Source organism: Terrisporobacter othiniensis (genome assembly GCF_000808015.1).
Classification (GTDB): Bacteria; Bacillota; Clostridia; order Peptostreptococcales; family Peptostreptococcaceae; genus Terrisporobacter; species Terrisporobacter muris.
Genome location: NZ_JWHR01000111.1, coordinates 1 through 23,036 on the forward strand (window position 1 = coordinate 1; position 23,036 = coordinate 23,036).

The following is a 23,036-nucleotide window of genomic DNA, read 5'->3' on the forward strand; positions in this document are numbered from 1 at the left end:
AAAAAAGTTGTCCATTGCTCAGACTAATCATTATCTGAATATCTGGCTTGGTTTGTTTGTTGTTTCAGTTTAATTCTTAAAGAATTAATTTATTGTTAACCTACTGTTTAATTTTCAAAGTTCTTTGTGTTGTCTCTCGACTTTATCTATCTTATCAAGTTAATTGATTTTTGTCAACTACTTTTTTAAGAAGTTTTTCTTGCTTGTTTGCCTTCGTCTCAAGGACAAGTATAACTATATCACCTTAAATTAAATCCGTCAACACTTTTCAGAAAACTTTTTTTATATATTTTAATTCAATTTATACATCAAATACTCTAACTATAGTCATACACTCATTTATATATAATTTAATATTTTAAAAATAATTATTAATATTAAAAGTTATAAAACCCAATAGATTTTATAACTTTTAATGTAAATATGTAATTTAATTATATTATTTTTAGTTATCTTCACTAAAATACTTTTGTATACCAACATAAATAGCCCATGCTATTTGATCTTGGTATTCTTCATCATTTAGTAACTTAGCTTCTTTGTCGTTAGAAAGAAATCCACATTCTATTAAAGTAGATGGTATTTCATTATCTTTTAACAAATAAATATCATTCCTAGGTTTTATCTGTCTATTATTCGTATTATCTACTACCCTCTTTAATTCACTTTGAATGTATGTTGCTAATTTTTTATCTTCTTCTTTACCTTCTGGATAAAAAGTTTGTGCTCCATAGTATTTTGATTGTTCAAATTTATTAAGATGTATAGACACAAACATGTCCGCTGAAGATTCATCAATTATTTTTTTTCTGTTTCTTAAATTTTCATTATACTTTTGTCTGATGGTTTTTCCTGCTTCTTCAGTGTATAAGCTCGTATCGTCATTTCTAGTCAATATTACTGCTGCACCACTAGCTTCAATTAACTCTTTAACCTTCTTAGCTATTTTTAGATTAACATCTTTTTCTTTTATTGATTGATCATCTGTCATAGCACCTGGGTCTATACCACCATGCCCTGCATCTACTATTATAGTTTTACTAGTTATAGGCATAACTTTTATTACTTCTTCTGATGCAGTTTTTATTTCTATTATCGATACGATTACTAATGCTAATGATATTATTCCAAATATTATTTTTTTATTTAATTTGCTCACATTATCACCCCATATATTTATATTTAGGTTTGTCTTAATTTATTACTCTATTTAAATAAAAAGGGACATACTATAAAAGTACATCCCTAAGTATTTTAATTTATTTTATCTCATCAAACTCTACTATAGATTTAAACAAATCTCCATCTATATCTATTGAGAAAGTTCCACCTTGTAAGTTTACTAAATCTCTGGCTATTGCAAGTCCTAGTCCACTACCTTCCGTATTTCTAGAGTCATCAGCTCTTTTAAATCTTTCCATTATTTCATCTGGATCAAAATTCAATTCATATGAAGATATATTCTTCATTGTTAACTTTACTTTACCATCCTCTTCAATTATATCTATATATACTCTCGTATTTGGTAGAGAATATTTTGATATATTACCTAACAGATTTTCTAAAACTCTGTATAATCTTCGTCCATCTGCTCTTATATAAGTTTTTTCTTCTGGTACATTTATTTTTAGATTTAATTTAGCTTCTGATAATTTTTCTTCCATTTCTCCAATAGATTGTCTAAGTAATTGAGTAAGATCTATTTTTTCCATATTTAATTCTATATTTCCACTACTAGCTTTGCTAGCTTCAAATAAATCTTCTATTAATATTTTCAACCTTTTTGATTTTGAGTCTAGTACATTTACATAGTCTTTTAGATACTCAGGACTTATATCTTCTTCTTTTTTAATCAATTCCACATAATTTATTATTGAAGTTAACGGAGTTTTTAAATCATGAGATACATTTGTTATAAGTTCTGATTTCATCCTCTCACTTTTTAGCTGATTATCTATAGCTTTATCTAGTCCATCTCTTATGTTATTTATGTTATCTGCTAAAGTTGTAAAATTATCTTCTCCGATTAATTTTAACTTATGATGTATGTCTCCATTTTTTATTCTCTCCGTACCATCCATTATATAAGATAGATACCATAATTTTTTTAATACATAATAAGCAAATCCACCTATTGTTAAAATAGCTGCTATAATTGCAATAAAAGGATTATAATCTGATATGGCAAATATCATTAAAAATAAATTAACTCCTATACATACTATTGCTAAACCTACTATCCTCTTTGATAGAGGCATACTCTTCGTTAATTTAAATATTCTTACAAATGCTTTTTTAGAAAAGTTGAGCACTCTGTAAATAAAAGCCGTTTTAAAAAAATCCAACTTATTATCATAGCTATTTATTTGTTTATTAAATATATAAAGTACAGTACAAATAAATCCTATACCTAAAAAGCTAAATGTAAAACTACTAAGCATATCGTAGTAATAATCCATTCCTTGCACTATAAATACTACTGCACAGATTAGTCCCACTATATATAATTCTAAAGGTATAAACTTACTAAACTTCAACCAAAAACTATCTTTATCAAATAGCTCAGTTTTACTTCTTTTATATAAAAATGTTGATATTATTCCTAATACTAATGAAGCTCCTAGAGTTGCTAGTATTATTTGAACATGTATTATATCTCTTTCGAAGTCACTCTTAGTTTCATATATCCTGTCATAAATACCTGGAACTCGTTCAAAATTTTCAGGTATAGACATATATATATCGCCATTTCTTAATTGCATAACAGAGCCTAATTCATCATTTACATTTAAGTTCTTATACTCTTTATTACCAAATGTTTTTGAATAACTAACATTGTGGTTATTAGCTGATATTTTTACGTCACATTCACCTTTATACTTGCCTTGAAACTCTTTTGCTGTTTTAGAATCTGAATTTGTATAAACCTCATTTGTATCTTTATTTATAATAAAATAATTAAGGTTGGATATGGTTTTTAATTCCTCTCTTGCCCACTTTCTTGTTTCTTCTATATTTTTTTTATCTTCATCAGATGTATCTTTGTCTGTACCTTGTAAACTTCCACTAGTAGCTGATGTTAAATAGCTCATTAAGTTGCTATCAAAAGCCCTACTTTTATAAAATTCATCTTCTATAGCGAACTGATCTTTATGCATATAGCTAGTAAATACTCCTGCTCCATTAGCAAATAAACTAATAGTTGTAGGTATTGTTGCTAAAAACGCTGATATGCATACAAATATAATTATTAAGTTGATAAATTTAAATCCTCTATTTCCTTTCATATACTCTCCTTATTCATTTAAAATCTTAATGCTTTATATAATATATAATTCAATGCAAATATAATCATTGTATCTAAAAATATATTCATATCACCATAATTAAAACATATTATAATTCCTATTATTTGAGTTATAGCAAACATTAGTAATATAAATATAAAATTAAACATTAAGCTTTTTTCTCTAAATACTTTTCCATTATAATTTTTCAATTTTATATCCCACTCCCCATACAACTTTTAAATATCTCGGTTCTTTTGGATTTATCTCGATTTTTTCCCTTATTCTTCTTATATGAACTGCTACTGTATTTTCCACATTAAAACTCTCTTCCTTCCATACTCTTTCATATATTTCATCTATAGAAAATACCCTTCCTTTATTAGCAAGAAGTAAATTTAATATTTTAAACTCAATTGGAGTTACTTTTATTACTTGTCCATCTACTTTTACTTCCTTTGTAGAAGTGTTTAACTCTAACCCACCACTACTTAATACTTCTTTATTATTCACCTTATCATTATTATAAGTTCCAAGTGTTACATATCTTCTTAAGTTTGATTTTACTCTCGCAATAAGCTCTAATAAATTAAATGGTTTTGTTATATAATCATCTGCACCTATATTAAGTCCCATTATCTTATCTGTATCTTCACTTTTTGCTGATACTAATATTATTGGTATGTTTTTTTCTTCTCTTATTTTTATTGTTGCTTTTATTCCATCAAGTTTTGGCATCATTATATCCATAAGTATTAAATGTACTTCTTTGTTTACTAATACATCTAAAGCTTCTATTCCATTGTATGCTTTATATACGTTATAACCTTCATTTCTCAAGAATATCTCTATTGATTCAACAATTTCTTTATCATCATCCACTACTAATATGTTGTACATTCCCGTCATCTCCTTTATACAATTCCTTATCACTTGTATTATACACTAGGATCACATCCTTTTATAAGATTCTCATGTCTTAATATGTTATTAGTAATATGAGTGTATACCATGAATCCTACTAATGTTCCTATGGAGTTCATTAAGACATCATCAATTTCTGCAAATCTACCACAAAATAATTGTAATACTTCTATACTTAAACTAGTTATAAACCCTATTATAAAAACTTTCTTCCAACTATATATTAGTTTTTTAAATATACAAGGCAATAATACACCATAAGGTATAAATAATAAAAAGTTTAAAAATACCATCATTATGGACACATCTCTAAAAGGAATGAGATTTAAATTATAAAATCCACTCATAATATAGTCAAAATAAAACTTTATCCCTATTATTCCAGTTATTCTTAACAATACTATTGTATATACATTTAGTAATATTTCTGGAATAATTTGTTTTATTTCAAATTTTCTTCTTTTTTTAGTTAAATATAACCCTATTAGAATTATTAAATATATTATAGAGCCTACAAGTATACTTCTATTCAGTATACTTACACCCTCCCAAATATATTGAGTAATCATATCAGTTCCAACTCCCTCTATGTATTTTCCGAATCCATTTTTATATACTAATATAATAAAATACAATTCTTACATAATAGTTACTCTAATTCTTAAGGAATTCTTACAAAAAACTCATGGATAAATACCATGAGTTTTTCGTTAGTTTTATATTTGTTATATAAGCATAATTGTTTTTTGTGAAACATTAGTTTTTACTAAGCTTCTATTTCTCTTATTAAACTTACCATTTCTATAGCACCTACTGCACAGTCGAATCCTTTGTTTCCTGCTTTCGTTCCTGCGCGTTCTATTGCTTGTTCTATATTTTCTGTAGTTATAACTCCAAACATTACTGGTATATCACTATTTAATGATACATGAGAAATTCCTTTTGATACTTCGCTACATACATAATCATAATGCGTAGTATTTCCACGAATAACTGCCCCTAAGCATATTATAGCATCATACTTATTGCTTTTTGCCATTTTTGATGCTATTAGAGGTATTTCAAATGCTCCCGGTACCCATGCAACTTCTATATTGTCATCATCAACATCATGACGTTTTAGAGCATCAACTGCTCCTCCTAATAATTTAGATGTTATAAACTCATTGAAACGAGCTGCTACTATCCCTATTTTTATATCCTTTGATACTAATTTCCCTTCATATAATTTCATCTATTTTATCTCCTTTTATAATTTTAAACTAAACGAATTTTATTTTAAGCAACGGATTTGCCCGAAGCGGCAGCGAGAATATATCGTTGACGATATACTTCTCAATTTGGGCTATATGAGCGAAGCGAATTTTAATAATTTAAGATATGGCCCATTTTCTCTTGTTTTGTTTTTAAATAAAACAGATCATTTATAGTCGGATTCATTTGAATTGGTACTCTTTCTATAATTTCCATACCAAATCCAGATAGTCCATATAATTTTTCTGGATTATTTGTAAGAAGTCTTAAAGTCTTAGCTCCTAAGTCTCTTAATATTTGTGCTCCTATGAAATACTCTCTCATATCTCCCTCAAATCCCAGAGCTAAGTTAGCTTCTAAAGTGTCCATACCTTGATCTTGTAATTCATATGCTCTCAATTTATTTATAAGACCTATGCCACGACCCTCTTGTCTCATATAAAGAAGTATACCTCTTCCCTCTTCTTCTATTTGTCTCATCGCCGCCGAAAATTGTTGCCCACAATCACATCTTTGTGAACCAAAAGCATCACCTGTTAAACACTCAGAATGAACACGACATAATAGATTTTTACCATCACCTATATCACCTTTTACTAGAGCAACATGATGCTCTCCATTTAATTTATTTATGTAGCCATATGCTCTAAACTCTCCATATGAAGTAGGCATTTTTGTATTAGCTACACATTCAACAAGATTATCATGTTTCTTTCTGTAATCTTGTAAATCTTTTATTGTTATAAATTTCAAGTTCCATTTCTTAGATAAGTCTATTAACTCTAATGTACGCATCATAGTTCCATCTTCCCTCATGATTTCACAACATAATCCACACTCTTTAAGTCCTGCTAACTTCATTAAATCAACTGTAGCTTCTGTATGACCATTACGTTCTAATACTCCATTTTTCTTTGATAAAAGTGGAAACATATGACCTGGTCTACGGAAGTCTTCTGGTTTAGAATTTTCATCCACGCATTTCATAGCTGTTATACTTCTTTCTTGTGCTGATATTCCTGTAGTTGTATCTATATGATCTATAGAAACTGTAAAAGCAGTACTATGATTATCTGTATTGTTAGATACCATTTGTGTAAGTTGTAATTTTTCACAAATCTCTTTACTCATAGGCATACATATTAGCCCCTTCGCATATGTTGCCATAAAGTTCACATTTTCTGTTGTAGCAAACTCAGCTGCACATATAAAGTCTCCTTCATTCTCTCTATCTTCATCATCTGTAACAATTATTATTTTTCCTTCTCTAAGATCTTGTAAAGCTTCTTCGATAGTATTAAATTTAAACATTTTTCTCCCTCCTAAAACCCATTTTTTATTAAAAAATCCATAGTTATATTGCTTTCAACTTTTTTATTTTTTTCACAAGTTATTAACTTTTCCACATACTTTCCGATGACATCATTCTCGATATTCACAATATCCCCAACCGACCTGTGGGAAAGTATAGTTTCCTGCACTGTGTGCGGAATAATAGATATACTAAAATCATTTACTGCAACTTTTGCTATTGTAAGACTTATTCCATCTATGGCAATTGAGCCTTTTTCTACTATATATTTCATTAAATTACCCTTCACTGCAATGGTATACCAAATTGAATTATCATCTTTTTCTATTTTTATTATTTTTCCTATGCCATCAATATGGCCTGATACAATATGGCCTCCAAATCTTCCATTGGCAGATATCGCCCTTTCTAAATTAACACTGCTTCCATTTTTCAATTGTCCCAATGAAGATCTACTTATAGTTTCATTCATTACATCTGCTGTAAAAGTATTATTGCTAAATGTTGTTACAGTAAGACAAACACCATTGACAGAAATACTATCCCCTATATTAATATCTTCAAATATTTTATTCCCTTCTATAGTAAGCACCGATGATTTAACATTCTTTTTTACATTTTGTATTTTTCCTATTTCCTCAACTATACCTGTAAACACTTAGATATTACCTCACTTTCTATTAATATATCTTCATCTATTTTCGTTATTTTTGTATTATTTAAATAAAAAGATTCTTGCGGACAATCTACTCCTAATCCCAATACTGGCGATTTAGCATTTTTACCTCCAAATATTTTTGGACCAATATAAGTTTGAATTTTATTAACTATTCCACTCTGTAATGCAGACCAGTTTAAAGTTCCCCCACCTTCTAAAAGAACACTGTCAATCTTTTCTTGACCAAGTATATGCATTAATTCCTTTAAATCAATGTGATTATCCTTTTTAGAAATAACTATAATCTTACAACTCTTATCTATGTATAACCTTTGTCTTTCTTTATCTGTATTACTTGTAGCTATTATTGTAGGTATTTCCTTTGCTGTATTTACTATTTTGCAATCAATAGGTGTTCTTAAATTAGTATCACATATTATTCTTGTAGGGTTTTTGGCATTTTTTAATCTACAGTTAAGCATTGGATCATCTAATAATACCGTTCCTACACCAACCATAATTCCACTGTATTTATGCCTTTCCTCATGCACTTTTTTTCTAGAGGCTTCTCCTGTTATCCATTTTGATTTACCAGTATAAGTTGCTATCTTCCCATCCATAGTCATAGCATATTTCATTACTACATATGGCACCTTTGTTTTTATGTAATTAAAAAATACTTCATTAATATCATCACATTCTTCTTTTAATACTCCTTCTACAACTTCTATATTATTATTTTGAAGAATTTCTATCCCTTTTCCTGCAACCAATGGATTCGGATCTAATGACCCTATAACAACTTTACTTATACCACTTTCTATAATAACTTCTGTACAGGGTGGCGTTTTTCCATAGTGGCAACAAGGTTCTAATGTAACATACATGGTTGCTCCTTTAAGTGATTTTTTGCAATTCATAATAGCATTTCGTTCCGCATGGAACATTCCATAAGCTTGGTGATATCCCTCGCCTATTATTTCATTATCTTTTACAATAATAGCTCCAACCATAGGATTTGGATTTACAAATCCACATCCTTTTATGGCAAGTTCTAATGCAATTTTCATATATTGTTTATCAGTCATAGTTCACCTCCAATAAATCTCCCTCAAATATAAAAAGCCCTGAACAATATGTTCAAGGCAAGATTTCTATAAATTAATTAATCTAATAATAGATTATTCAACTTTAAATTAAAAAACTCTGAAATGATAAATTCATTTCAGAGCATATAATTCAAATCATGATACTTAAATTAGATTAATTCTATCTTCTTTCATCCAGACTTTACTGTCGGCTTCGGAATCTCACCGAATCATGCCATAATGGCTCGTGGGCTATAACCACCGGTAGGGAATTTCACCCTGCCCTGAAGATTTTATTCAATTAATACAATAGTACTTCAATATATTTATCATGTCAATTATATTTTATTTTACTTATAAATAAAATATTTAGAAAAATTACATTTTCTATGTTTTAATTTGGAATTTTATGGTATAAATATAGTATAAAGAAAATAATTATCAATTAGATAAATTAAATACTTCAAATTAAAGGGGAAATAATTATGGAATTAAAGGGAAGTAAAACCGAAAAAAATTTATTATCTGCTTTTGCTGGAGAAGCCCAAGCAAGAACCAAATATACTTACTATGCTTCTAAAGCAAAAAAAGAAGGCTATAATCAAATAGCCGCTATATTCGAAGAAACTGCAAATAACGAAAAAGAGCACGCTAAAATATGGTTCAAACTTTTACATGATGGTATATCTTCTACTCCAGAAAACTTAAAAGATGCTGCTGAAGGAGAAAATTACGAATGGACAGATATGTATCATACTTTTGCTAAAGAAGCTAAAGAAGAAGGCTTTGATAAAATAGCATATTTATTTGAATCTGTTGGAAAAATAGAAAAAGAGCACGAAGAAAGATATCGTAAACTTCTTGAAAACTTGGAAAATGGAACTATATTTGAAAAAGATGGTGAAGTTTATTGGCATTGCCAAAACTGCGGACATATACATAAAGGTAAGATAGCACCTGAAGTATGTCCTGTTTGTAATCATCCACAGTCATACTTCGAAGTTAGAGCAGAGAATTATAAATAAGTCAGTAATTTACATCAAATAAATAATCCCAATACCCAACACCCAATATAAGTTAAGCTAACAACTAATAGTTGTTAGCTTTTCTTTTTAATAATAAAAAAGATGCATTCCAACATAATGTTGAAATACATCTTGTATATACAATTTGAAAAATTTCCAATATTGAATAAAAACTATCTTTTTGAGAACTGAGGCGCTCTTCTTGCAGCTTTTAAACCATATTTCTTTCTTTCTTTCATTCTTGCATCTCTTGTTAAGAATCCAGCTTTCTTTAAGTCTCCTCTTAACTCAGCATCAGCTTTTAATAAAGCTCTTGATATACCATGTCTTATAGCTCCAGCTTGTCCAGTGAATCCTCCACCTTCAACTTTTACTATTACATCGTATTTATTTTCATTGCTTGTTAAAACTAATGGTTGTTTAACATCTCTTATTAATGTTTCGTAGTTGAAGTATTCTCCAACTGGTCTTCCATTAACTACTATATTTCCTTCACCTGCAACTAATCTAACTCTAGCTACAGAGCTTTTTCTTCTTCCTGTTCCGTAGAATTGAACTTTTTCCATGATAACTCCTCCTTTCACCTATTAATTCTATACGTTTAATTCAACTGGGTTTTGAGCTGCATGTGTATGTTCAGCACCTGCAAAAACTCTTAATCTAGTCATCATTCTGCTTCTTAATTTATTTTTTGGTAACATTCCGCTAACTGCATGTGCTACTACTTCTTCTGGTTTCTTATCCATCATTTCTCTGTAAGTTATTTCTTTTAATCCACCTACATAACCAGTGTGGTATCTATATAATTTTTGATCTAATTTCTTTCCTGTTAAAACTACTTTTGCTGCGTTTACAACAACAACAAAATCTCCACCGTCTACGTGTGGTGTAAATGTTGGTTTATGCTTTCCTCTTAATATAGTTGCTATTTCTGTAGCAAGACGACCTAATGTTTTTCCTTCAGCATCAACTACGTACCAGTTTCTTTGTACGTCAGCTGGTTTAGCTATATAACTTTTCATGGTTGTCCCTCCTTAATTTTCATAATTTTTTTATCTACCGTATATATAAAGTCCGGGGCAATGTGGACTTACTAGCACACTCTTATTCATTTTAATACAATGACCCTGGTGTGTCAAGTTTAATAATGAACTTTTTTAAGAAATAATCCGTGTGCAGGCGCGGTATGACCTGCTTCTCCCCTATCTTGCGAAGCAATTATTTCTTCCATTGATTTATCTATTCTTCCTCTGCCTATATCCACCAATGTTCCTACTATTATTCTCACCATATTGTATAAAAATCCATTTCCTTCCACTTCTAAAACAATTAAGTCTCCACTCTCCTCAATTGTAATATTGTGTATAGTTCTAACTGTATCCTTTACCGATGATCCAGAACTCATAAATCCTTTAAATTCATGTGTTCCAAGTAATGATTTAGCTTCTGAGTGCATTTTTTGTATATCAAGGTCATACCTAACATGATATGATGTATCCTTGTATAATGGGCTTCTATAAGGCTTATTATATATCAAATATCTATATATTTTCCCTGTTGCACTGTATCTAGAGTGAAAGTCCTCAGATACTTCTTGGCAGTCAATTATAGATATATCCTTTGGCAATTTTGCATTTAAAGCGTCAGGAATTCTATTAGCAGGTATGCTTGAACTTGTTTTAAAATTTGCAACTTGGCCTAAAGCATGAACACCAGCATCAGTTCTTCCAGAGCCTATAATATTTACTTTTTCTTTTGTTATTTCATAGATAGCATATTCTATTGTACCCTGTATACCAGAAGAGTTAGGTTGTTTTTGCCAACCACAATATCTAGTGCCATCATATTGTATAGTAAGTTTTAAATTTCTCATTTACTTCCTCATTTATATGAATTTAGTTACTATTATGATTGCCAAAAATACTACTTGTAAAACATATGCTGTATAATCAGCTTTTGTAATTTTAGCTTCTTTCATTTTAGTTCTATTATATCCACCTCTATAACATCTAGCTTCCATAGCCATAGCTAATTCATCAGCCCTTCTAAAAGCACTAACAAATAAAGGAACTAATAATGGTACTAAGTTTTTAGCCCTATTTATTATGTTGCTACTTTCAAAATCAGCACCTCTAGACATTTGAGCTTTCATAATCTTATCTGTTTCATCTAATAATGTAGGTATAAATCTAAGCGCTATCGTCATCATCATAGCCAACTCATGTACAGGCATACCTATCTTTTTAAAAGGACTTAACATTCTTTCTATACCATCTGTAAGTTGTATAGGTGAAGTTGTTAAAGTAAGCAAAGATGTGCCCACAACTAAAAATATCAACCTTATAGACATAAAAATAGCCTGTCTTATACCTTCTCTAGTCAGGGTTAAAAAACCAAACTTCCAAATTACCTCTCCAGGTAAAAAGAATATATTTATAACAAAAGTAAATAGAATTATCCATCTAAGCGGCTTAATTCCTTTTATAATGTATTTAAGAGGTATCTGAGACATTTTAATCACTGTAACTAAGACTAAAGCTACTAATAAATATGGCCAAAATTTATTTACTACAAATAAAGATACCATGAATACTATTGTTGCAACAAGCTTTGTTGTTGAATCTAACTTATGAATACAAGAATTTGCAGGATAATATTGACCTATGGTTATATCTTTTAACATTTCTTTCTTCCTTTCATAAAGTTTAGTATTTCGTCTTTTATTTCTTCTATTGTTAAGACATCAGTTTTTATATCAAAACCTTTATCCTTTAGTTTAATAGCTAATTCTAAAACTTGTGGTATATCTAACCCTATTTCCTTAAGTCTTGATGCATTACTATTGAAGATTTCTTTAGGTGTTCCCATAAATTCAATCTTACCATGATTCATAACTATTATTGTTTTAGCTATTTTAGCCATATCATCCATGCTATGAGAAGAAAGTATTATTGTCATATGACTTTCTTCATGTAATCTTTTTATTAAAGCAAAGATTTCATCTCTTCCTCCTGGATCTAATCCTGCTGTAGGCTCATCCAGTATTAGTAGTTCTGGCTTCATTGCTATAACACCAGCTATTGCTACTCTACGCTTTTGGCCACCAGATAAATCAAATGGTGATTTATCTTTATACTCATCATAATCAAGTCCTACAGCTTGCATAGATTCTTTTACTCTAATAGATATTTCTTCTTGACTTAGATTCAAATTAGAAGGTCCAAAAGCTATATCTTTTTCAACTGTTTCTTCAAAAAGTTGATATTCAGGATATTGAAACACTATTCCTACTCTTTTTCTAATTTCAGTTAAATTTTGATTTTCTCCAGTTATGTTGAAATCATTTATGAAAATCTCTCCTGATGATGGCTTTATAAGACCGTTTAAATGCTGTATAAGGGTAGATTTGCCTGAACCAGTATGGCCTATTAGACCAACAAAATCTCTATCTTTTATTTCAAATGATATATTATCTAATGCTTTACTAGCAAAAGGCATACCCTCATCATATATATAAGTTAAATTTTTTATAATAATTGACATAATTTCACCACCATCTCATCTACTGTTAATATATCATCACTAATTTCTATTCCTTCTTCTTTTAAAGAAGTGGCTAGTTCTGTCATATAAGGAACGTCTAATCCTATTTTTTTAAGCTTTTCTACGTTTCTAAACACTTCTTTTGGCGTTCCTTCTAATACTTTACGTCCTTTGTCCATAACTATAACTCTATCAGCTTCTACAGCTTCTTCCATATAATGAGTTATGTGTAATACTGTAATATTTTCTTCTTTATTAAGTTTTTCTATTACATTCATAACTTCTTTTCTTCCTGATGGATCAAGCATTGCTGTTGCTTCATCAAAAATTATACATTTTGGTCTCATAGCAATTATTCCCGCTATGGCAACCCTTTGTTTTTGACCTCCAGATAATAAGTGCGGTTGTCTATCTTTTAACTCTGTAATACCTACACTTTCAAGAGCCTCTTTTACTCTTTCTCTAATTACCTTTGGTTCTACACCCAAGTTTTCTGGACCAAATGCTACATCTTCTTCTACTATAGTTGCAACTATTTGATTATCTGGATTTTGGAATACCATACCTGCTGTTTGTCTTATATCCCATAGTTTTTCTTCATTTTTTGTATCATTTCCATCTATAAGAATATTACCTTCTGTTGGCATCAAAATAGCATTCAAGTTTTTAGATAAAGTTGATTTTCCCGAACCATTATGACCTATAATAGCTACAAATTCACCTTGCTTAACATTCAAACTTAAATTATCTATGGCTTTAAAACTAGATTCTTCAGTTATGTATTCATATGAAATATTGTTAACCTTTATAATATTATTCATTTATTCTACTCCCTCTTTAAAGTAGTAATTTAAAATTTGTATCTTAATATTATATCACAGTTCTAATTAAAAAATAATTCCTTTGATTATATAATGTTCTTTTTATTAATATTATTTGCACAAAAAAAAGATTAAGCCCATCAAACTTAATCTTTTTTTCATATATATTAACTATTTACTAAACTAATTCAATAAATGCCATTTCAGCTGCATCGCCTCTTCTTGGCCCTTTTTTGATTATTCTAGTGTATCCACCATTTCTCTCAGCATATTTTGGAGCTATATCAGTGAATAAGTTGTTTACTACTGTTTCATCCATAACGTAAGCTAAAACTTGTCTTCTAGCATGAAGATCTCCTCTTTTAGCAAGAGTTATCATCTTTTCAGCCATTCTACGAGTTTCTTTAGCTCTTGTTACTGTAGTTTCTATTCTACCACATCTTAGTAAGTCAGTTACTAAGTTTCTTAACATAAGGTTTCTGTGTGATGTCACACGTCCTAATTTACGGTAATTAGCCACGCCAATCCCTCCTTTGCTCGCTTATTCTTCGCTAGGTTTAAGTCCTAATCCTAATTCTTCAAGTTTTTGAATAACTTCTTCAAGTGATTTTTTACCAAGGTTTCTAACCTTCATCATATCATCTTCTGATTTATTAGCTAATTCTTCAACTGTGTTAATTCCCGCTCTCTTTAAACAGTTGTAAGATCTTACTGATAAATCAAGCTCTTCTATAGTCATTTCAAGAACTTTTTCTTTTTGATCTTCTTCTTTTTCTACCATTATTTCAACATTGCTTACATGCTCAGTTAAGTCAATGAATAGATTTAAATGCTCAACTAATACTTTAGCTGCAAGAGATATACCCTCTTGAGGATTAATGCTTCCATTAGTCCAAACTTCAAGTGTTAATTTATCATAATCTGATTTTTGACCAACTCTAGTGTTTTCTACATGGTAGCTAACTTTTTGTACGGGAGTGTATATTGAGTCTACAGGTAAAACACCTATAGGCATATTTTCAGTTTTGTTTTCCTCGGCTGGAACATATCCTCTACCTTTATCGATGTTTATTTCCATATTAAATTTAGCATTATCGTCTAAAGTAGCGATAACTAAGTCTTTACTTAATATTTCAACATCTGGAGGACAGATTATATCTGCACCTGTTACAGTACATGGACCTTGAGCCTGTATTTTAAGAGTTCTACTTCCTTCACCATCTATAGTTGCTGAAAGTTCTTTTAAAGTTAATATTATTTCAGTAACATCTTCTTTAACTCCTGGTACTGTTGAGAATTCATGAAGAACACCATCTATTCTTATAGAATTTACTGCTACACCAGGTAAAGAAGATAATAATATTCTTCTAAGAGCATTTCCTATAGTAATTCCATATCCTCTTTCTAAAGGTTCAATGACAAACTTTCCATATCTATAATCTTCACCAAGTTCTACAATATCTACTTTTGGTTTTTCTATTTCTATCATGGATAAACCCTCCTTCAAATTTATTAATCCACTGAGGGTAAACACCTCTAAAGATAAACTTTAGAAGATGCTTATTATTTAGAATAAAGCTCTATGATTAAGTGTTCAGCTATTTCAAGATCTATATCTTCTCTTCCTGGAAGAGCAGTTACAGTTGCAGTCATATTTTCTACGCTTGCATCTATCCATCTTGGAGCTACTTTTGTATTTGCTTCTACTATACCTTTGAATTTAGCAGATGATTTAGAAGTTTCTTTAACTGCTATAACATCTCCAACTTTTACAGTTATTGAAGGTATATCTACTTTTTTACCGTTTAAAGTAAAATGTGCATGAGTTATTAATTGTCTAGCTTCTTTTCTAGAGTTAGCTAATCCCATTCTGTAAACAACATTATCTAATCTTCTTTCTAATAAGCTTAATAAGTTTTCACCAGTTTTACCAGTCATTTTCTCAGCACGTTCGTACATGTTTCTGAATTGAGTTTCTAAAACTCCGTATATTCTCTTAACTTTTTGTTTTTCTCTTAATTGTAAACCATAGTTAGAAACTTTCTTTCTTCCTTGACCATGTTGTCCTGGAGCATAGTTTCTTTTAACTATAGCACATTTATCTGTATAACATCTATCACCTTTAAGGAATAATTTCATTCCTTCTCTACGGCATTGTCTGCATGATGCACCAGTATATCTTGCCATAATTACACCTCCTAATTATACTCTTCTTCTTTTTGGTGGTCTACATCCGTTGTGTGGGATTGGAGTAACATCTTTTATCATTGTTACTTCTAGTCCAGTTGCTTGTAAAGCTCTTATTGCAGCTTCTCTTCCTGAACCAGGTCCTTTTACGAATACTTCAACACTTTTTAAACCATGTTCCATTGCAGCTTTAGCAGCAGTTTCTGCAGCCATTTGAGAAGCAAATGGAGTTGATTTTCTTGATCCTTTAAATCCTAATTGTCCTGAAGATGCCCATGATATAGCATTTCCGTGAACGTCAGTTAAAGTGATTATAGTGTTGTTAAAAGTTGATTGTATATGTGCATGACCACGATCTATGTTTTTACGTTCTCTTCTTCTTACACGTGTAACTTTCTTTTTTTGTTTAGCCATTGTTCGATTTCCCTCCTATCTACTTATTATTTTTTCTTCTTACGAGATACAGTTTTTCTAGGACCTTTTCTAGTTCTAGCGTTAGTCTTAGTTTTTTGCCCTCTTAGTGGTAAACCTTTAGCATGTCTTATACCTCTGTAGCATTTTATATCTCTTAATCTTTTTATATTTAAAGCGATTTCTCTTCTTAAGTCACCTTCAACTAAGAAATCAGTGTCTATTATTCTTCTTAATGTATTAACTTCATCATCTGATAAATCTTTGATTCTTACATCTGGATTTATCTCAGCTTTTGCTAATATTTCATTAGCAGTTGCTCTACCTATACCATATATATAAGTTAAGCCTATTTCCGCTCTTTTTTCTCTAGGTAAATCTACCCCAGCGATTCTTGCCATTACTTGCACCTCCTACGACTTAGTTATTTTACTTTTCATTGTCTTACTTGAATTTTCCACTAAAAAAATCATTCAAGTACTGTATTTCCAACGCATCCAGTCAATGTCACATTTTATCATTATAACATATTTGATGACTTTATGCTAGTAATTTTTTCTTATCCTTGTTTTTGTTTGTGCTTAGGATTTTCACATATAACCATTACTTTACCTTTTCTTTTAATGATTTTACATTTTTCGCACATTGGTTTTACTGATGGTCTTACCTTCATTATTATCCCTCCTTAGACTAGTTCATAGCCTATTTCTTACGCCAAGTGATTCTTCCTCTTGTAAGATCATAAGGTGAAAGCTCAACATTAACCTTATCACCCTCAAGAATTCTTATGAAGTTCATTCTTAACTTACCAGATAAATGGCATAATACCTCATGTCCATTCTCTAGTCTAACTTTAAACATAGCGTTTGGTAAGTTTTCAATAACTGTACCTTCAAATTCTATAACATCTTTTTTGGCCATTATATAATCAGCCCTCCATTTTACATTTAAATACTTAGAACTAAATGCAATTTTTGTGATAGCATCATACTATCCGTTTTTACAAACTAGTTAATATAAGAGGTTCCTCCTCTGTTATTGCTATCGTGTGCTCATAATGAGCAGAATTCTTTCCATCTCCCGTTACAATTGTCCAGCCGTCGGCTAAACAGTAAACACGGTGACTTCCTTGATTAATCATAGGCTCTATGGCTAATACCATGCCTGGTTTTAACATAGGTCCTCTGTTCGGTTTTCCATAGTTAGGAATATTGGGTGATTCATGAAGATCTTTACCAACCCCATGTCCAACTAGTGATCTAACTACCGAAAAACCATTTTTTTCTGTGTGTGCTTGTATTGTGTGTGAGATATCCGAAAGTCTATATCCAACCTTCGCGAATTTAAGTCCTTCATAGAAGCTTTCTTTTGTAACTTCTATTAGTTTCCTATTTTCTTCAGATATCAGGCCAACTCCATGAGTCTTTGCAGAGTCACCATGGTATCCTTTATAATAGGCGCCTATATCTATACTTATAATGTCTCCCTCTTTCACTATTTCATTACCAGGAATTCCATGCACAACTTTGTTGTTAATAGAAGCACATATACTTCCTGGAAATCCTCCATAGCCTTTAAAAGACGGTACTGCATTATATTTTCTTATATTTTCTTCAGCTATTTTATCTAACTCTAAAGTAGATATTCCCGGAATAATAGCCTCTCTAATAACTTCATGAGTGTCAGCGACAATTTTCCCCGCTTCCCTCATAAGTTCAATTTCTGATTTAGATTTGATAATAATCATCAATTATTTACTACTCTCTAAAGCAGATACTATATCATTAAATACTTTGTCTATAGATTGTTGACCATTTATATCTGCTATTATACCTGATTTAGAATAATAATCAGCTAATGGTTTGGTTTCATCTAAATAAACTTGTATTCTTTTTGATACAGTTTCTTCATTATCGTCAGCTCTTTGATAAAGCTCACCTTTACATATATCACAAACGCCTTCTTCTTTTGAAGGGTTAAATTCTATATGGTAAGTAGCACCGCAAGATTTGCAGATTCTTCTACCAACTGCTCTTGCTACTAATTTTTCTTTATCAACTTCTATGTTGATAACTCTGTCTAATGCCATCCCTGTATCTTTTAAGAAAGCATCTAACTGTTCAGCTTGAGCTACATTTCTTGGGAATCCATCTAGCATGAACCCCATTTTACAATCATCTTGAGATAATCTATCTGTAACTAATCCTACAGTTAATTCATCAGGAACTAATAACCCTTGGTCCATAAACTCTTTAGCTTTTTTTCCAAGATCTGTTCCTTCTTTAATATTTTTTCTGAATATATCTCCTGTTGATATATGAGGTATTTGGTATTTTTCAACTATTCCTGCAGCTTGAGTACCTTTACCCGCCCCAGGAGGTCCTAATAATATAAGTCTCATACTATCATCTCCAATTTATTTTAAAAATCCTTGATAACTTCTCATAACAAGGTGTGACTCTAATTGTCTCTTAAGTTCAAGAGCTACCCCTACAACGATTAGTATAGATGTTCCAGCCAAACTCATTTCAACACTTAAAAAATGTACTGTGAATGCTGGTATCATCGCAATTATAGCTAAGAATACAGCTCCTGCTAATGTTAGCTTTGATAATATTTTATTTAAATAATCAACTGTAGGCATTCCAGGTCTTATACCCGGGATGAATCCACCATTGTTTTTCATATTTTCTGCTATATCTTCAGTATTGAATGATATAGTAGTGTAGAAATATGAGAAAAATACTATCAATAGAACTTCTAAAGATCTATATATCCAAAAACCTATGTCTGAACTTGTACTTAGGTAAGTTGATACAAATGTTTGAGCACTTTCTCCCATAAATAACGCTATCGTTTGTGGAAAAGCTAAAAGTGAACTAGCAAATATTATTGGCATAACACCTGATTGGTTTACTTTCATTGGTATATGAGAACTTTGTCCTCCATATAATTTTCTTCCAACAACTCTTTTAGCATATTGTACTGGAATTTTTCTAACTGCTTCACTTATATATGTTACAGCCATTATAGTTATTAGCATTACAACAACAATTAATATTGCTGCCCATAAAGCTAGACTTCCTTGATTTACATCTTTTACAGTTCCTATAAGATCTGATGGTATTCTTGATATAATACCAACGAATATTATAATTGAACTACCATTACCCAAACCTTTTTCAGTAATTCTATCGCCCATCCACATTACAAGCATACTACCTGCAACTAAAGTTACTATAACTGTTAAAATGAAAAATATGCTGTCAGACGCTAAAGCAGATCTTACAATTCCTAGTGTAATACCTATCGCTTGTACAAATCCTAATGCTAAAGCTGTATATCTAGTATACGCATTCATTTTCTTTCTACCTTCTTCACCAGACTTTTGTAGTTCTTTTAAACTATCAAAACCTATCGTAAGAAGTTGTATAATAATTGAGGCTGTAATAAACGGTCCTATGCCCAATGCAAACAGAGTGAAGTTACTGAAAGCTCCCCCAACAAACATATTATATAGGGAAAGTAGGCTATTGTTGCCTACCATATCCTTTATAATACTGGTATTGACTCCAGGAACTGGTATAGTAGTACCTATTCTAAATATTAGAATCATCATTAGGGTATATAAAATTCTTTTTCTTACATCTTTCACTTTCCAAGATTGTTTTATCTTTGATAGCACGTAATCACCCCACAAGTGTTGCTAGAAAGCTTAAATTATACTAATTCAGCTTTTCCTCCAGCTTTTTCTATTTTCTCTTGAGCTGAAGCAGTGAATTTAGCAGCTTTAACTGTAACAGCTTTTTCAAGATTTCCTTGTCCTAATATTTTTATACCGTCTTTTTCTATTTTACTTACAGCACCTGTAGATTTTAATAATTCTGCAGTTACCTCAGTACCATTTTCGAATCTATTTAAAAGTTCAACGTTAACTTCTGTATATTGTTTTTTAAATATATTTGTGAAACCTCTTTTAGGTAATCTTCTAGCAAGTGGCATTTGTCCACCTTCGAATCCTACTCTAACTCCACCACCTGAACGAGACTTTTGTCCTTTTTGTCCACGTCCTGCAGTTTTACCTTGACCAGTAGCAGTACCTCTACCTAATCTTTTCTTAGCTTTTACTGCTCCTTTAGCAGGTTTTAACTCATGTAGTTTCATGGATTGCACCTCCTTCTTATTTCGTAAATAAATTATTCAGTTATTTCAGTTACTTCAACTAAGTGACTAACTTTAGCGATCATACCTCTCATTTGGGCATTATCTTCTTTAACAACTACTTGTTCTCTTTTTGTTAATCCTAACGCTTCAACGTTTTTTCTTTGGTTAGGAGTAGTTCCTATTGTACTTCTAACTAATTTGATTTGTAATTTAGCCATTTCACACTACCTCCTTAGCCTAAAAGATCTTCAACTTTTTTACCTCTTAGTGCAGCTACATCTTCAGCTGTTTTAAGAGATTTAAGTCCTTCTATTGTAGCATTTACTAAGTTTCTTGGATTTCTAGTTCCTAAGCATTTCGCTCTAACGTCTTTTAATCCAGCTAATTCTAATAAGTCTCTAGCCGCACCACCAGCGATTACTCCTGTACCTTCTTGAGCTGGCATTATTATTATTCTTCCAGCACCGAAGTGTCCGATAACTTCGTGAGGTATAGTAGTTCCTACCATAGGTACTTTTATAAGATTCTTTTTAGCATCTTCTACTGCTTTTCTTATAGCATCTGGAACTTCCATAGCTTTTCCAGAACCTATTCCAACGTGTCCGTTTTCATCTCCAACAACTACTAAAGCTGCGAATCTAAAGTTTCTACCACCTTTAACAACTTTAGTAACACGTCTAACTTCAACAACTTTTTCTTGTAAATCTAGTTGTCTCGCATCTATTAATTTACGACGCATGTGCATGTCCCTCCTTTTTTAATTAGAATTTAAGACCAGCTTCTCTTGCAGCTTCAGCTAACTCTTTTATTCTTCCGTGATATAAGTATCCACCTCTGTCAAATACAACTTCAGTTATACCTTTTTCTACAGCTTTCTTAGCTACTAATTGTCCAACTAATTTAGCTGCTTCTTTATTTCCTGTATGATTAACAGCACCCTTAACATCTGCTTCTAAAGAAGAAGCAGCAACAAGAGTTACCCTATTAGTGTCATCTATTATTTGAGCGTATATATTGTTTGAACTTCTGAATACACATAATCTTGGTCTTTGAGTAGTTCCAGAAACTTTTCTTCTAACTCTCTTATGTCTTTGAAGTCTTATAGCATTTTTATCAGCTTTCTTTAACATTGAGCTCACTCCTTTCAACCTTTATTTAATTAGGCTTACTTTTTACCAGTTTTACCTTCTTTACGTCTTACAACTTCACCAGCGTATCTTATACCTTTACCTTTGTATGGCTCTGGTTTTCTCCAATCTCTTATTTTAGCAGCATAGTTACCAACTAATTGCTTGTCTATACCTTTTACTACTAATTCAGTTTGATTTGGAGCCTCTACAGTTATTCCTTCTGGATCTTCCATTTCTACTGGATGAGAGTATCCTAAGTTCATAACTAATTTATTTCCTTGCTTTTGTGCTCTGTATCCAACACCTACTAATTCTAATTTCTTTTCGAAACCAGTATTAACACCTATTACCATGTTATCTATTAAAGTTCTAGTTAACCCGTGTAATGATCTGTGTTGTTTGTTATTTGTTGGTCTTTCAACAGTTATAACATTTCCTTCTTGTTTTATAGTTAAAGCACCATCAAATTGCTTTGTTAAAGTTCCTTTAGGTCCTTTTACAGTTACTGTATTATCAGCAGCTATAGTAACTTCAACACCAGCTGGTACTGTTATTGGTTTAACACCTATTCTTGACATAGTCGCACCTCCTTACTTAGTTCGATTGATTACCAAACGTAGCAGATTACTTCTCCACCAACATTTTCTTTTCTTGCTTGTTTATCAGTTAATATACCTTTTGAAGTAGATATTACAGATATTCCTAATCCGTTTAATACCTTTGGTACTTCATAAGCATTTGTATAAACTCTCATACCAGGTTTAGATATTCTCTTTATACCTTGTATAACTCTTTCGCCTGATTGTCCGTACTTTAATTGTATTCTTATTATTCCTTGTTTCTCATCTTCTATAACATCATAACCTCTAACGAAACCTTCTTCTAATAAGATTCTAACTATTTCTTTCTTTATGTTAGAAGCAGGAACGTCAACAGTTTCATGCTTAACAGTGTTCGCATTTCTTATACGAGTAAGCATATCTGCAATTGGATCTGTCATTGTCATATTGAAACCCTCCTTTCAGTTTAAAAAAATCTTACCAACTTGCTTTTCTTACACCAGGTATTTGACCTTTATAAGCTAATTCTCTAAAGCATATACGGCATATACCAAAGTTTCTTATAACAGAATGTGGTCTACCACATATTGAGCATCTAGTATATTCTCTTGTTGAATATTTTTGCTTCTTCTGTTGTTTTACAACCATCGCTTTTCTAGCCACTGGAATCCC

33 protein-coding genes and 1 riboswitch are annotated in these 23,036 nt (G+C 30.9%); of the genes, 1 reads left to right on the forward strand and 32 read right to left on the reverse strand.

Annotation, left to right across the window (positions count from 1 at the left end):
- Positions 1–445: 445 nt before the first annotated feature.
- From cwlD to ribD, 9 genes are all read right to left on the reverse strand, one after another.
- The gene (gene cwlD, locus QX51_RS12790) at positions 446–1,159 is read right to left on the reverse strand and encodes an N-acetylmuramoyl-L-alanine amidase CwlD (protein WP_052233051.1); all 714 of its coding nucleotides are present in this window, start codon (positions 1,157–1,159) and stop codon (positions 446–448) included.
- 100 nt (positions 1,160–1,259) lie between these two features.
- Positions 1,260–3,287: a sensor histidine kinase gene (locus tag QX51_RS12795; RefSeq protein ID WP_039680310.1), complete on the reverse strand. Its 2,028-nt coding sequence runs from the start codon at positions 3,285–3,287 to the stop codon at positions 1,260–1,262.
- A 17-nt stretch (positions 3,288–3,304) separates the two neighbouring features.
- The gene (locus QX51_RS12800; RefSeq protein WP_039680311.1) at positions 3,305–3,499 is read right to left on the reverse strand and encodes a hypothetical protein; all 195 of its coding nucleotides are present in this window, start codon (positions 3,497–3,499) and stop codon (positions 3,305–3,307) included.
- The gene (locus QX51_RS12805; RefSeq protein WP_039680312.1) at positions 3,486–4,187 is read right to left on the reverse strand and encodes a response regulator transcription factor; all 702 of its coding nucleotides are present in this window, start codon (positions 4,185–4,187) and stop codon (positions 3,486–3,488) included. Before QX51_RS12805 ends, QX51_RS12800 begins: the two co-directional genes overlap by 14 nt.
- Positions 4,188–4,225: 38 nt before the next feature.
- The gene (locus QX51_RS12810; RefSeq protein ID WP_152607239.1) at positions 4,226–4,846 is read right to left on the reverse strand and encodes a VanZ family protein; all 621 of its coding nucleotides are present in this window, start codon (positions 4,844–4,846) and stop codon (positions 4,226–4,228) included.
- Between the two features lie 131 nt (positions 4,847–4,977).
- A complete protein-coding gene (gene ribH, locus QX51_RS12815; protein WP_039680313.1) occupies positions 4,978–5,445 on the reverse strand; it encodes a 6,7-dimethyl-8-ribityllumazine synthase in 468 nt (155 codons plus the stop codon).
- 131 nt (positions 5,446–5,576) lie between these two features.
- On the reverse strand, positions 5,577–6,776 hold the full coding sequence (locus QX51_RS12820) for a bifunctional 3,4-dihydroxy-2-butanone-4-phosphate synthase/GTP cyclohydrolase II (RefSeq protein ID WP_039680314.1): 1,200 nt from the start codon (positions 6,774–6,776) through the stop codon (positions 5,577–5,579).
- 11 nt (positions 6,777–6,787) lie between these two features.
- Positions 6,788–7,435 (reverse strand): riboflavin synthase, encoded by a 648-nt coding sequence (locus QX51_RS12825; protein ID WP_039680315.1) that lies wholly within the window; start codon positions 7,433–7,435, stop codon positions 6,788–6,790.
- Positions 7,420–8,523, reverse strand: a complete 1,104-nt coding sequence (gene ribD / locus QX51_RS12830; protein WP_039680316.1) for a bifunctional diaminohydroxyphosphoribosylaminopyrimidine deaminase/5-amino-6-(5-phosphoribosylamino)uracil reductase RibD — start codon at positions 8,521–8,523, stop codon at positions 7,420–7,422. Before ribD ends, QX51_RS12825 begins: the two co-directional genes overlap by 16 nt.
- Before the next feature lie 179 nt (positions 8,524–8,702).
- Positions 8,703–8,819, reverse strand: a riboswitch (FMN riboswitch).
- A 189-nt stretch (positions 8,820–9,008) separates the two neighbouring features.
- Here ribD and rbr point away from each other — a divergent pair.
- Positions 9,009–9,548 carry a rubrerythrin gene (gene rbr, locus QX51_RS12835; protein WP_039680317.1) on the forward strand — a complete coding sequence of 180 codons (540 nt, stop codon included), beginning with the start codon at positions 9,009–9,011 and terminating at the stop codon, positions 9,546–9,548.
- A 173-nt stretch (positions 9,549–9,721) separates the two neighbouring features.
- Here rbr and rpsI read toward each other — a convergent pair whose 3' ends face one another.
- From rpsI to QX51_RS12950, 23 genes are all read right to left on the reverse strand, one after another.
- Positions 9,722–10,114: a 30S ribosomal protein S9 gene (rpsI, locus tag QX51_RS12840; protein WP_039680318.1), complete on the reverse strand. Its 393-nt coding sequence runs from the start codon at positions 10,112–10,114 to the stop codon at positions 9,722–9,724.
- 27 nt (positions 10,115–10,141) lie between these two features.
- On the reverse strand, positions 10,142–10,570 hold the full coding sequence (gene rplM, locus QX51_RS12845) for a 50S ribosomal protein L13 (protein ID WP_039680319.1): 429 nt from the start codon (positions 10,568–10,570) through the stop codon (positions 10,142–10,144).
- 119 nt (positions 10,571–10,689) lie between these two features.
- A complete protein-coding gene (gene truA, locus QX51_RS12850) occupies positions 10,690–11,421 on the reverse strand; it encodes a tRNA pseudouridine(38-40) synthase TruA (protein WP_039680320.1) in 732 nt (243 codons plus the stop codon).
- 12 nt (positions 11,422–11,433) lie between these two features.
- The gene (locus QX51_RS12855) at positions 11,434–12,231 is read right to left on the reverse strand and encodes an energy-coupling factor transporter transmembrane component T family protein (RefSeq protein WP_039680321.1); all 798 of its coding nucleotides are present in this window, start codon (positions 12,229–12,231) and stop codon (positions 11,434–11,436) included.
- Complete coding sequence (locus QX51_RS12860; RefSeq protein WP_039680322.1) at positions 12,225–13,091, reverse strand: energy-coupling factor transporter ATPase; 867 nt, start codon at positions 13,089–13,091, stop codon at positions 12,225–12,227. The genes QX51_RS12855 and QX51_RS12860 overlap by 7 nt, the downstream gene beginning before the upstream one ends.
- Positions 13,076–13,912 (reverse strand): energy-coupling factor transporter ATPase, encoded by an 837-nt coding sequence (locus QX51_RS12865; protein ID WP_039680323.1) that lies wholly within the window; start codon positions 13,910–13,912, stop codon positions 13,076–13,078. The genes QX51_RS12860 and QX51_RS12865 overlap by 16 nt, the downstream gene beginning before the upstream one ends.
- 178 nt (positions 13,913–14,090) lie before the next feature.
- Complete coding sequence (gene rplQ, locus QX51_RS12870; RefSeq protein ID WP_018590396.1) at positions 14,091–14,432, reverse strand: 50S ribosomal protein L17; 342 nt, start codon at positions 14,430–14,432, stop codon at positions 14,091–14,093.
- 21 nt (positions 14,433–14,453) lie between these two features.
- On the reverse strand, positions 14,454–15,401 hold the full coding sequence (locus QX51_RS12875; protein ID WP_039680324.1) for a DNA-directed RNA polymerase subunit alpha: 948 nt from the start codon (positions 15,399–15,401) through the stop codon (positions 14,454–14,456).
- Between the two features lie 74 nt (positions 15,402–15,475).
- Positions 15,476–16,099, reverse strand: a complete 624-nt coding sequence (gene rpsD, locus QX51_RS12880) for a 30S ribosomal protein S4 (RefSeq protein ID WP_039680325.1) — start codon at positions 16,097–16,099, stop codon at positions 15,476–15,478.
- Positions 16,100–16,114: 15 nt separating this feature from the next.
- Positions 16,115–16,513 (reverse strand): 30S ribosomal protein S11, encoded by a 399-nt coding sequence (gene rpsK, locus QX51_RS12885; protein WP_018590393.1) that lies wholly within the window; start codon positions 16,511–16,513, stop codon positions 16,115–16,117.
- 26 nt (positions 16,514–16,539) lie between these two features.
- Positions 16,540–16,911 (reverse strand): 30S ribosomal protein S13, encoded by a 372-nt coding sequence (rpsM, locus tag QX51_RS12890; RefSeq protein WP_039680326.1) that lies wholly within the window; start codon positions 16,909–16,911, stop codon positions 16,540–16,542.
- 158 nt (positions 16,912–17,069) lie between these two features.
- On the reverse strand, positions 17,070–17,183 hold the full coding sequence (gene rpmJ / locus QX51_RS12895) for a 50S ribosomal protein L36 (RefSeq protein ID WP_018590391.1): 114 nt from the start codon (positions 17,181–17,183) through the stop codon (positions 17,070–17,072).
- A gap of 29 nt (positions 17,184–17,212) precedes the next feature.
- Positions 17,213–17,431, reverse strand: coding sequence for a translation initiation factor IF-1 (gene infA, locus QX51_RS12900; RefSeq protein WP_039680327.1), 219 nt, complete (start codon positions 17,429–17,431; stop codon positions 17,213–17,215).
- A gap of 79 nt (positions 17,432–17,510) precedes the next feature.
- On the reverse strand, positions 17,511–18,257 hold the full coding sequence (map, locus tag QX51_RS12905; protein WP_039680369.1) for a type I methionyl aminopeptidase: 747 nt from the start codon (positions 18,255–18,257) through the stop codon (positions 17,511–17,513).
- Positions 18,258–18,260: 3 nt separating this feature from the next.
- Positions 18,261–18,911 carry an adenylate kinase gene (locus tag QX51_RS12910; RefSeq protein ID WP_039680328.1) on the reverse strand — a complete coding sequence of 217 codons (651 nt, stop codon included), beginning with the start codon at positions 18,909–18,911 and terminating at the stop codon, positions 18,261–18,263.
- A 15-nt stretch (positions 18,912–18,926) separates the two neighbouring features.
- Positions 18,927–20,195, reverse strand: a complete 1,269-nt coding sequence (gene secY, locus QX51_RS12915; RefSeq protein WP_039680329.1) for a preprotein translocase subunit SecY — start codon at positions 20,193–20,195, stop codon at positions 18,927–18,929.
- A gap of 35 nt (positions 20,196–20,230) precedes the next feature.
- Positions 20,231–20,674 (reverse strand): 50S ribosomal protein L15, encoded by a 444-nt coding sequence (gene rplO, locus QX51_RS12920; RefSeq protein ID WP_039680330.1) that lies wholly within the window; start codon positions 20,672–20,674, stop codon positions 20,231–20,233.
- A gap of 32 nt (positions 20,675–20,706) precedes the next feature.
- Positions 20,707–20,892, reverse strand: a complete 186-nt coding sequence (gene rpmD, locus QX51_RS12925; RefSeq protein WP_039680331.1) for a 50S ribosomal protein L30 — start codon at positions 20,890–20,892, stop codon at positions 20,707–20,709.
- Positions 20,893–20,906: 14 nt separating this feature from the next.
- On the reverse strand, positions 20,907–21,413 hold the full coding sequence (gene rpsE / locus QX51_RS12930; protein WP_039680332.1) for a 30S ribosomal protein S5: 507 nt from the start codon (positions 21,411–21,413) through the stop codon (positions 20,907–20,909).
- Positions 21,414–21,435: 22 nt separating this feature from the next.
- Positions 21,436–21,804: a 50S ribosomal protein L18 gene (rplR, locus tag QX51_RS12935; RefSeq protein ID WP_039680333.1), complete on the reverse strand. Its 369-nt coding sequence runs from the start codon at positions 21,802–21,804 to the stop codon at positions 21,436–21,438.
- A 35-nt stretch (positions 21,805–21,839) separates the two neighbouring features.
- Positions 21,840–22,382 (reverse strand): 50S ribosomal protein L6, encoded by a 543-nt coding sequence (gene rplF, locus QX51_RS12940; RefSeq protein ID WP_039680334.1) that lies wholly within the window; start codon positions 22,380–22,382, stop codon positions 21,840–21,842.
- A gap of 29 nt (positions 22,383–22,411) precedes the next feature.
- Positions 22,412–22,810, reverse strand: coding sequence for a 30S ribosomal protein S8 (gene rpsH / locus QX51_RS12945; protein ID WP_039680335.1), 399 nt, complete (start codon positions 22,808–22,810; stop codon positions 22,412–22,414).
- A gap of 31 nt (positions 22,811–22,841) precedes the next feature.
- On the reverse strand, positions 22,842–23,027 hold the full coding sequence (locus QX51_RS12950; RefSeq protein ID WP_018590380.1) for a type Z 30S ribosomal protein S14: 186 nt from the start codon (positions 23,025–23,027) through the stop codon (positions 22,842–22,844).
- Positions 23,028–23,036: the final 9 nt, after the last annotated feature.

Bases quoted from the DNA above. Each gene is read 5' to 3' on its own strand.
- truA (WP_039680320.1), bottom strand. From the start codon at position 11,421: ATGAGAAATTTAAAACTTACTATACAATATGATGGCACTAGATATTGT.
- QX51_RS12795 (WP_039680310.1), bottom strand. From the start codon at position 3,287: ATGAAAGGAAATAGAGGATTTAAATTTATCAACTTAATAATTATATTT.
- rpsK (WP_018590393.1), bottom strand. From the start codon at position 16,513: ATGGCTAAACAAAAAAAGAAAGTTACACGTGTAAGAAGAAGAGAACGT.
- rpsM (WP_039680326.1), bottom strand. From the start codon at position 16,911: ATGGCAAGAATCGCTGGGGTAGATTTACCTAGAGAAAAAAGAGCGGAA.
- QX51_RS12860 (WP_039680322.1), bottom strand. From the start codon at position 13,091: ATGTCAATTATTATAAAAAATTTAACTTATATATATGATGAGGGTATG.
- rplO (WP_039680330.1), bottom strand. From the start codon at position 20,674: ATGAAACTACATGAGTTAAAACCTGCTAAAGGAGCAGTAAAAGCTAAG.
- QX51_RS12805 (WP_039680312.1), bottom strand. From the start codon at position 4,187: ATGTACAACATATTAGTAGTGGATGATGATAAAGAAATTGTTGAATCA.
- rpsD (WP_039680325.1), bottom strand. From the start codon at position 16,099: ATGGCAAGATATACTGGTGCATCATGCAGACAATGCCGTAGAGAAGGA.
- rpsE (WP_039680332.1), bottom strand. From the start codon at position 21,413: ATGCGTCGTAAATTAATAGATGCGAGACAACTAGATTTACAAGAAAAA.
- QX51_RS12910 (WP_039680328.1), bottom strand. From the start codon at position 18,911: ATGAGACTTATATTATTAGGACCTCCTGGGGCGGGTAAAGGTACTCAA.
- rplM (WP_039680319.1), bottom strand. From the start codon at position 10,570: ATGAAAAGTTATATAGCTAAACCAGCTGACGTACAAAGAAACTGGTAC.
- QX51_RS12820 (WP_039680314.1), bottom strand. From the start codon at position 6,776: ATGTTTAAATTTAATACTATCGAAGAAGCTTTACAAGATCTTAGAGAA.
- rbr (WP_039680317.1), top strand. From the start codon at position 9,009: ATGGAATTAAAGGGAAGTAAAACCGAAAAAAATTTATTATCTGCTTTT.
- rpmD (WP_039680331.1), bottom strand. From the start codon at position 20,892: ATGGCTAAATTACAAATCAAATTAGTTAGAAGTACAATAGGAACTACT.
- QX51_RS12875 (WP_039680324.1), bottom strand. From the start codon at position 15,401: ATGATAGAAATAGAAAAACCAAAAGTAGATATTGTAGAACTTGGTGAA.
- rpsH (WP_039680335.1), bottom strand. From the start codon at position 22,810: ATGACAATGACAGATCCAATTGCAGATATGCTTACTCGTATAAGAAAT.
- ribD (WP_039680316.1), bottom strand. From the start codon at position 8,523: ATGACTGATAAACAATATATGAAAATTGCATTAGAACTTGCCATAAAA.
- rpmJ (WP_018590391.1), bottom strand. From the start codon at position 17,183: ATGAAGGTAAGACCATCAGTAAAACCAATGTGCGAAAAATGTAAAATC.
- map (WP_039680369.1), bottom strand. From the start codon at position 18,257: ATGATTATTATCAAATCTAAATCAGAAATTGAACTTATGAGGGAAGCG.
- ribH (WP_039680313.1), bottom strand. From the start codon at position 5,445: ATGAAATTATATGAAGGGAAATTAGTATCAAAGGATATAAAAATAGGG.
- rpsI (WP_039680318.1), bottom strand. From the start codon at position 10,114: ATGGAAAAAGTTCAATTCTACGGAACAGGAAGAAGAAAAAGCTCTGTA.
- QX51_RS12855 (WP_039680321.1), bottom strand. From the start codon at position 12,231: ATGTTAAAAGATATAACCATAGGTCAATATTATCCTGCAAATTCTTGT.
- infA (WP_039680327.1), bottom strand. From the start codon at position 17,431: ATGGCCAAAAAAGATGTTATAGAATTTGAAGGTACAGTTATTGAAAAC.
- rplR (WP_039680333.1), bottom strand. From the start codon at position 21,804: ATGTTAAAGAAAGCTGATAAAAATGCTATAAGACTTCAAAGACATAAG.
- QX51_RS12865 (WP_039680323.1), bottom strand. From the start codon at position 13,912: ATGAATAATATTATAAAGGTTAACAATATTTCATATGAATACATAACT.
- rplF (WP_039680334.1), bottom strand. From the start codon at position 22,382: ATGTCAAGAATAGGTGTTAAACCAATAACAGTACCAGCTGGTGTTGAA.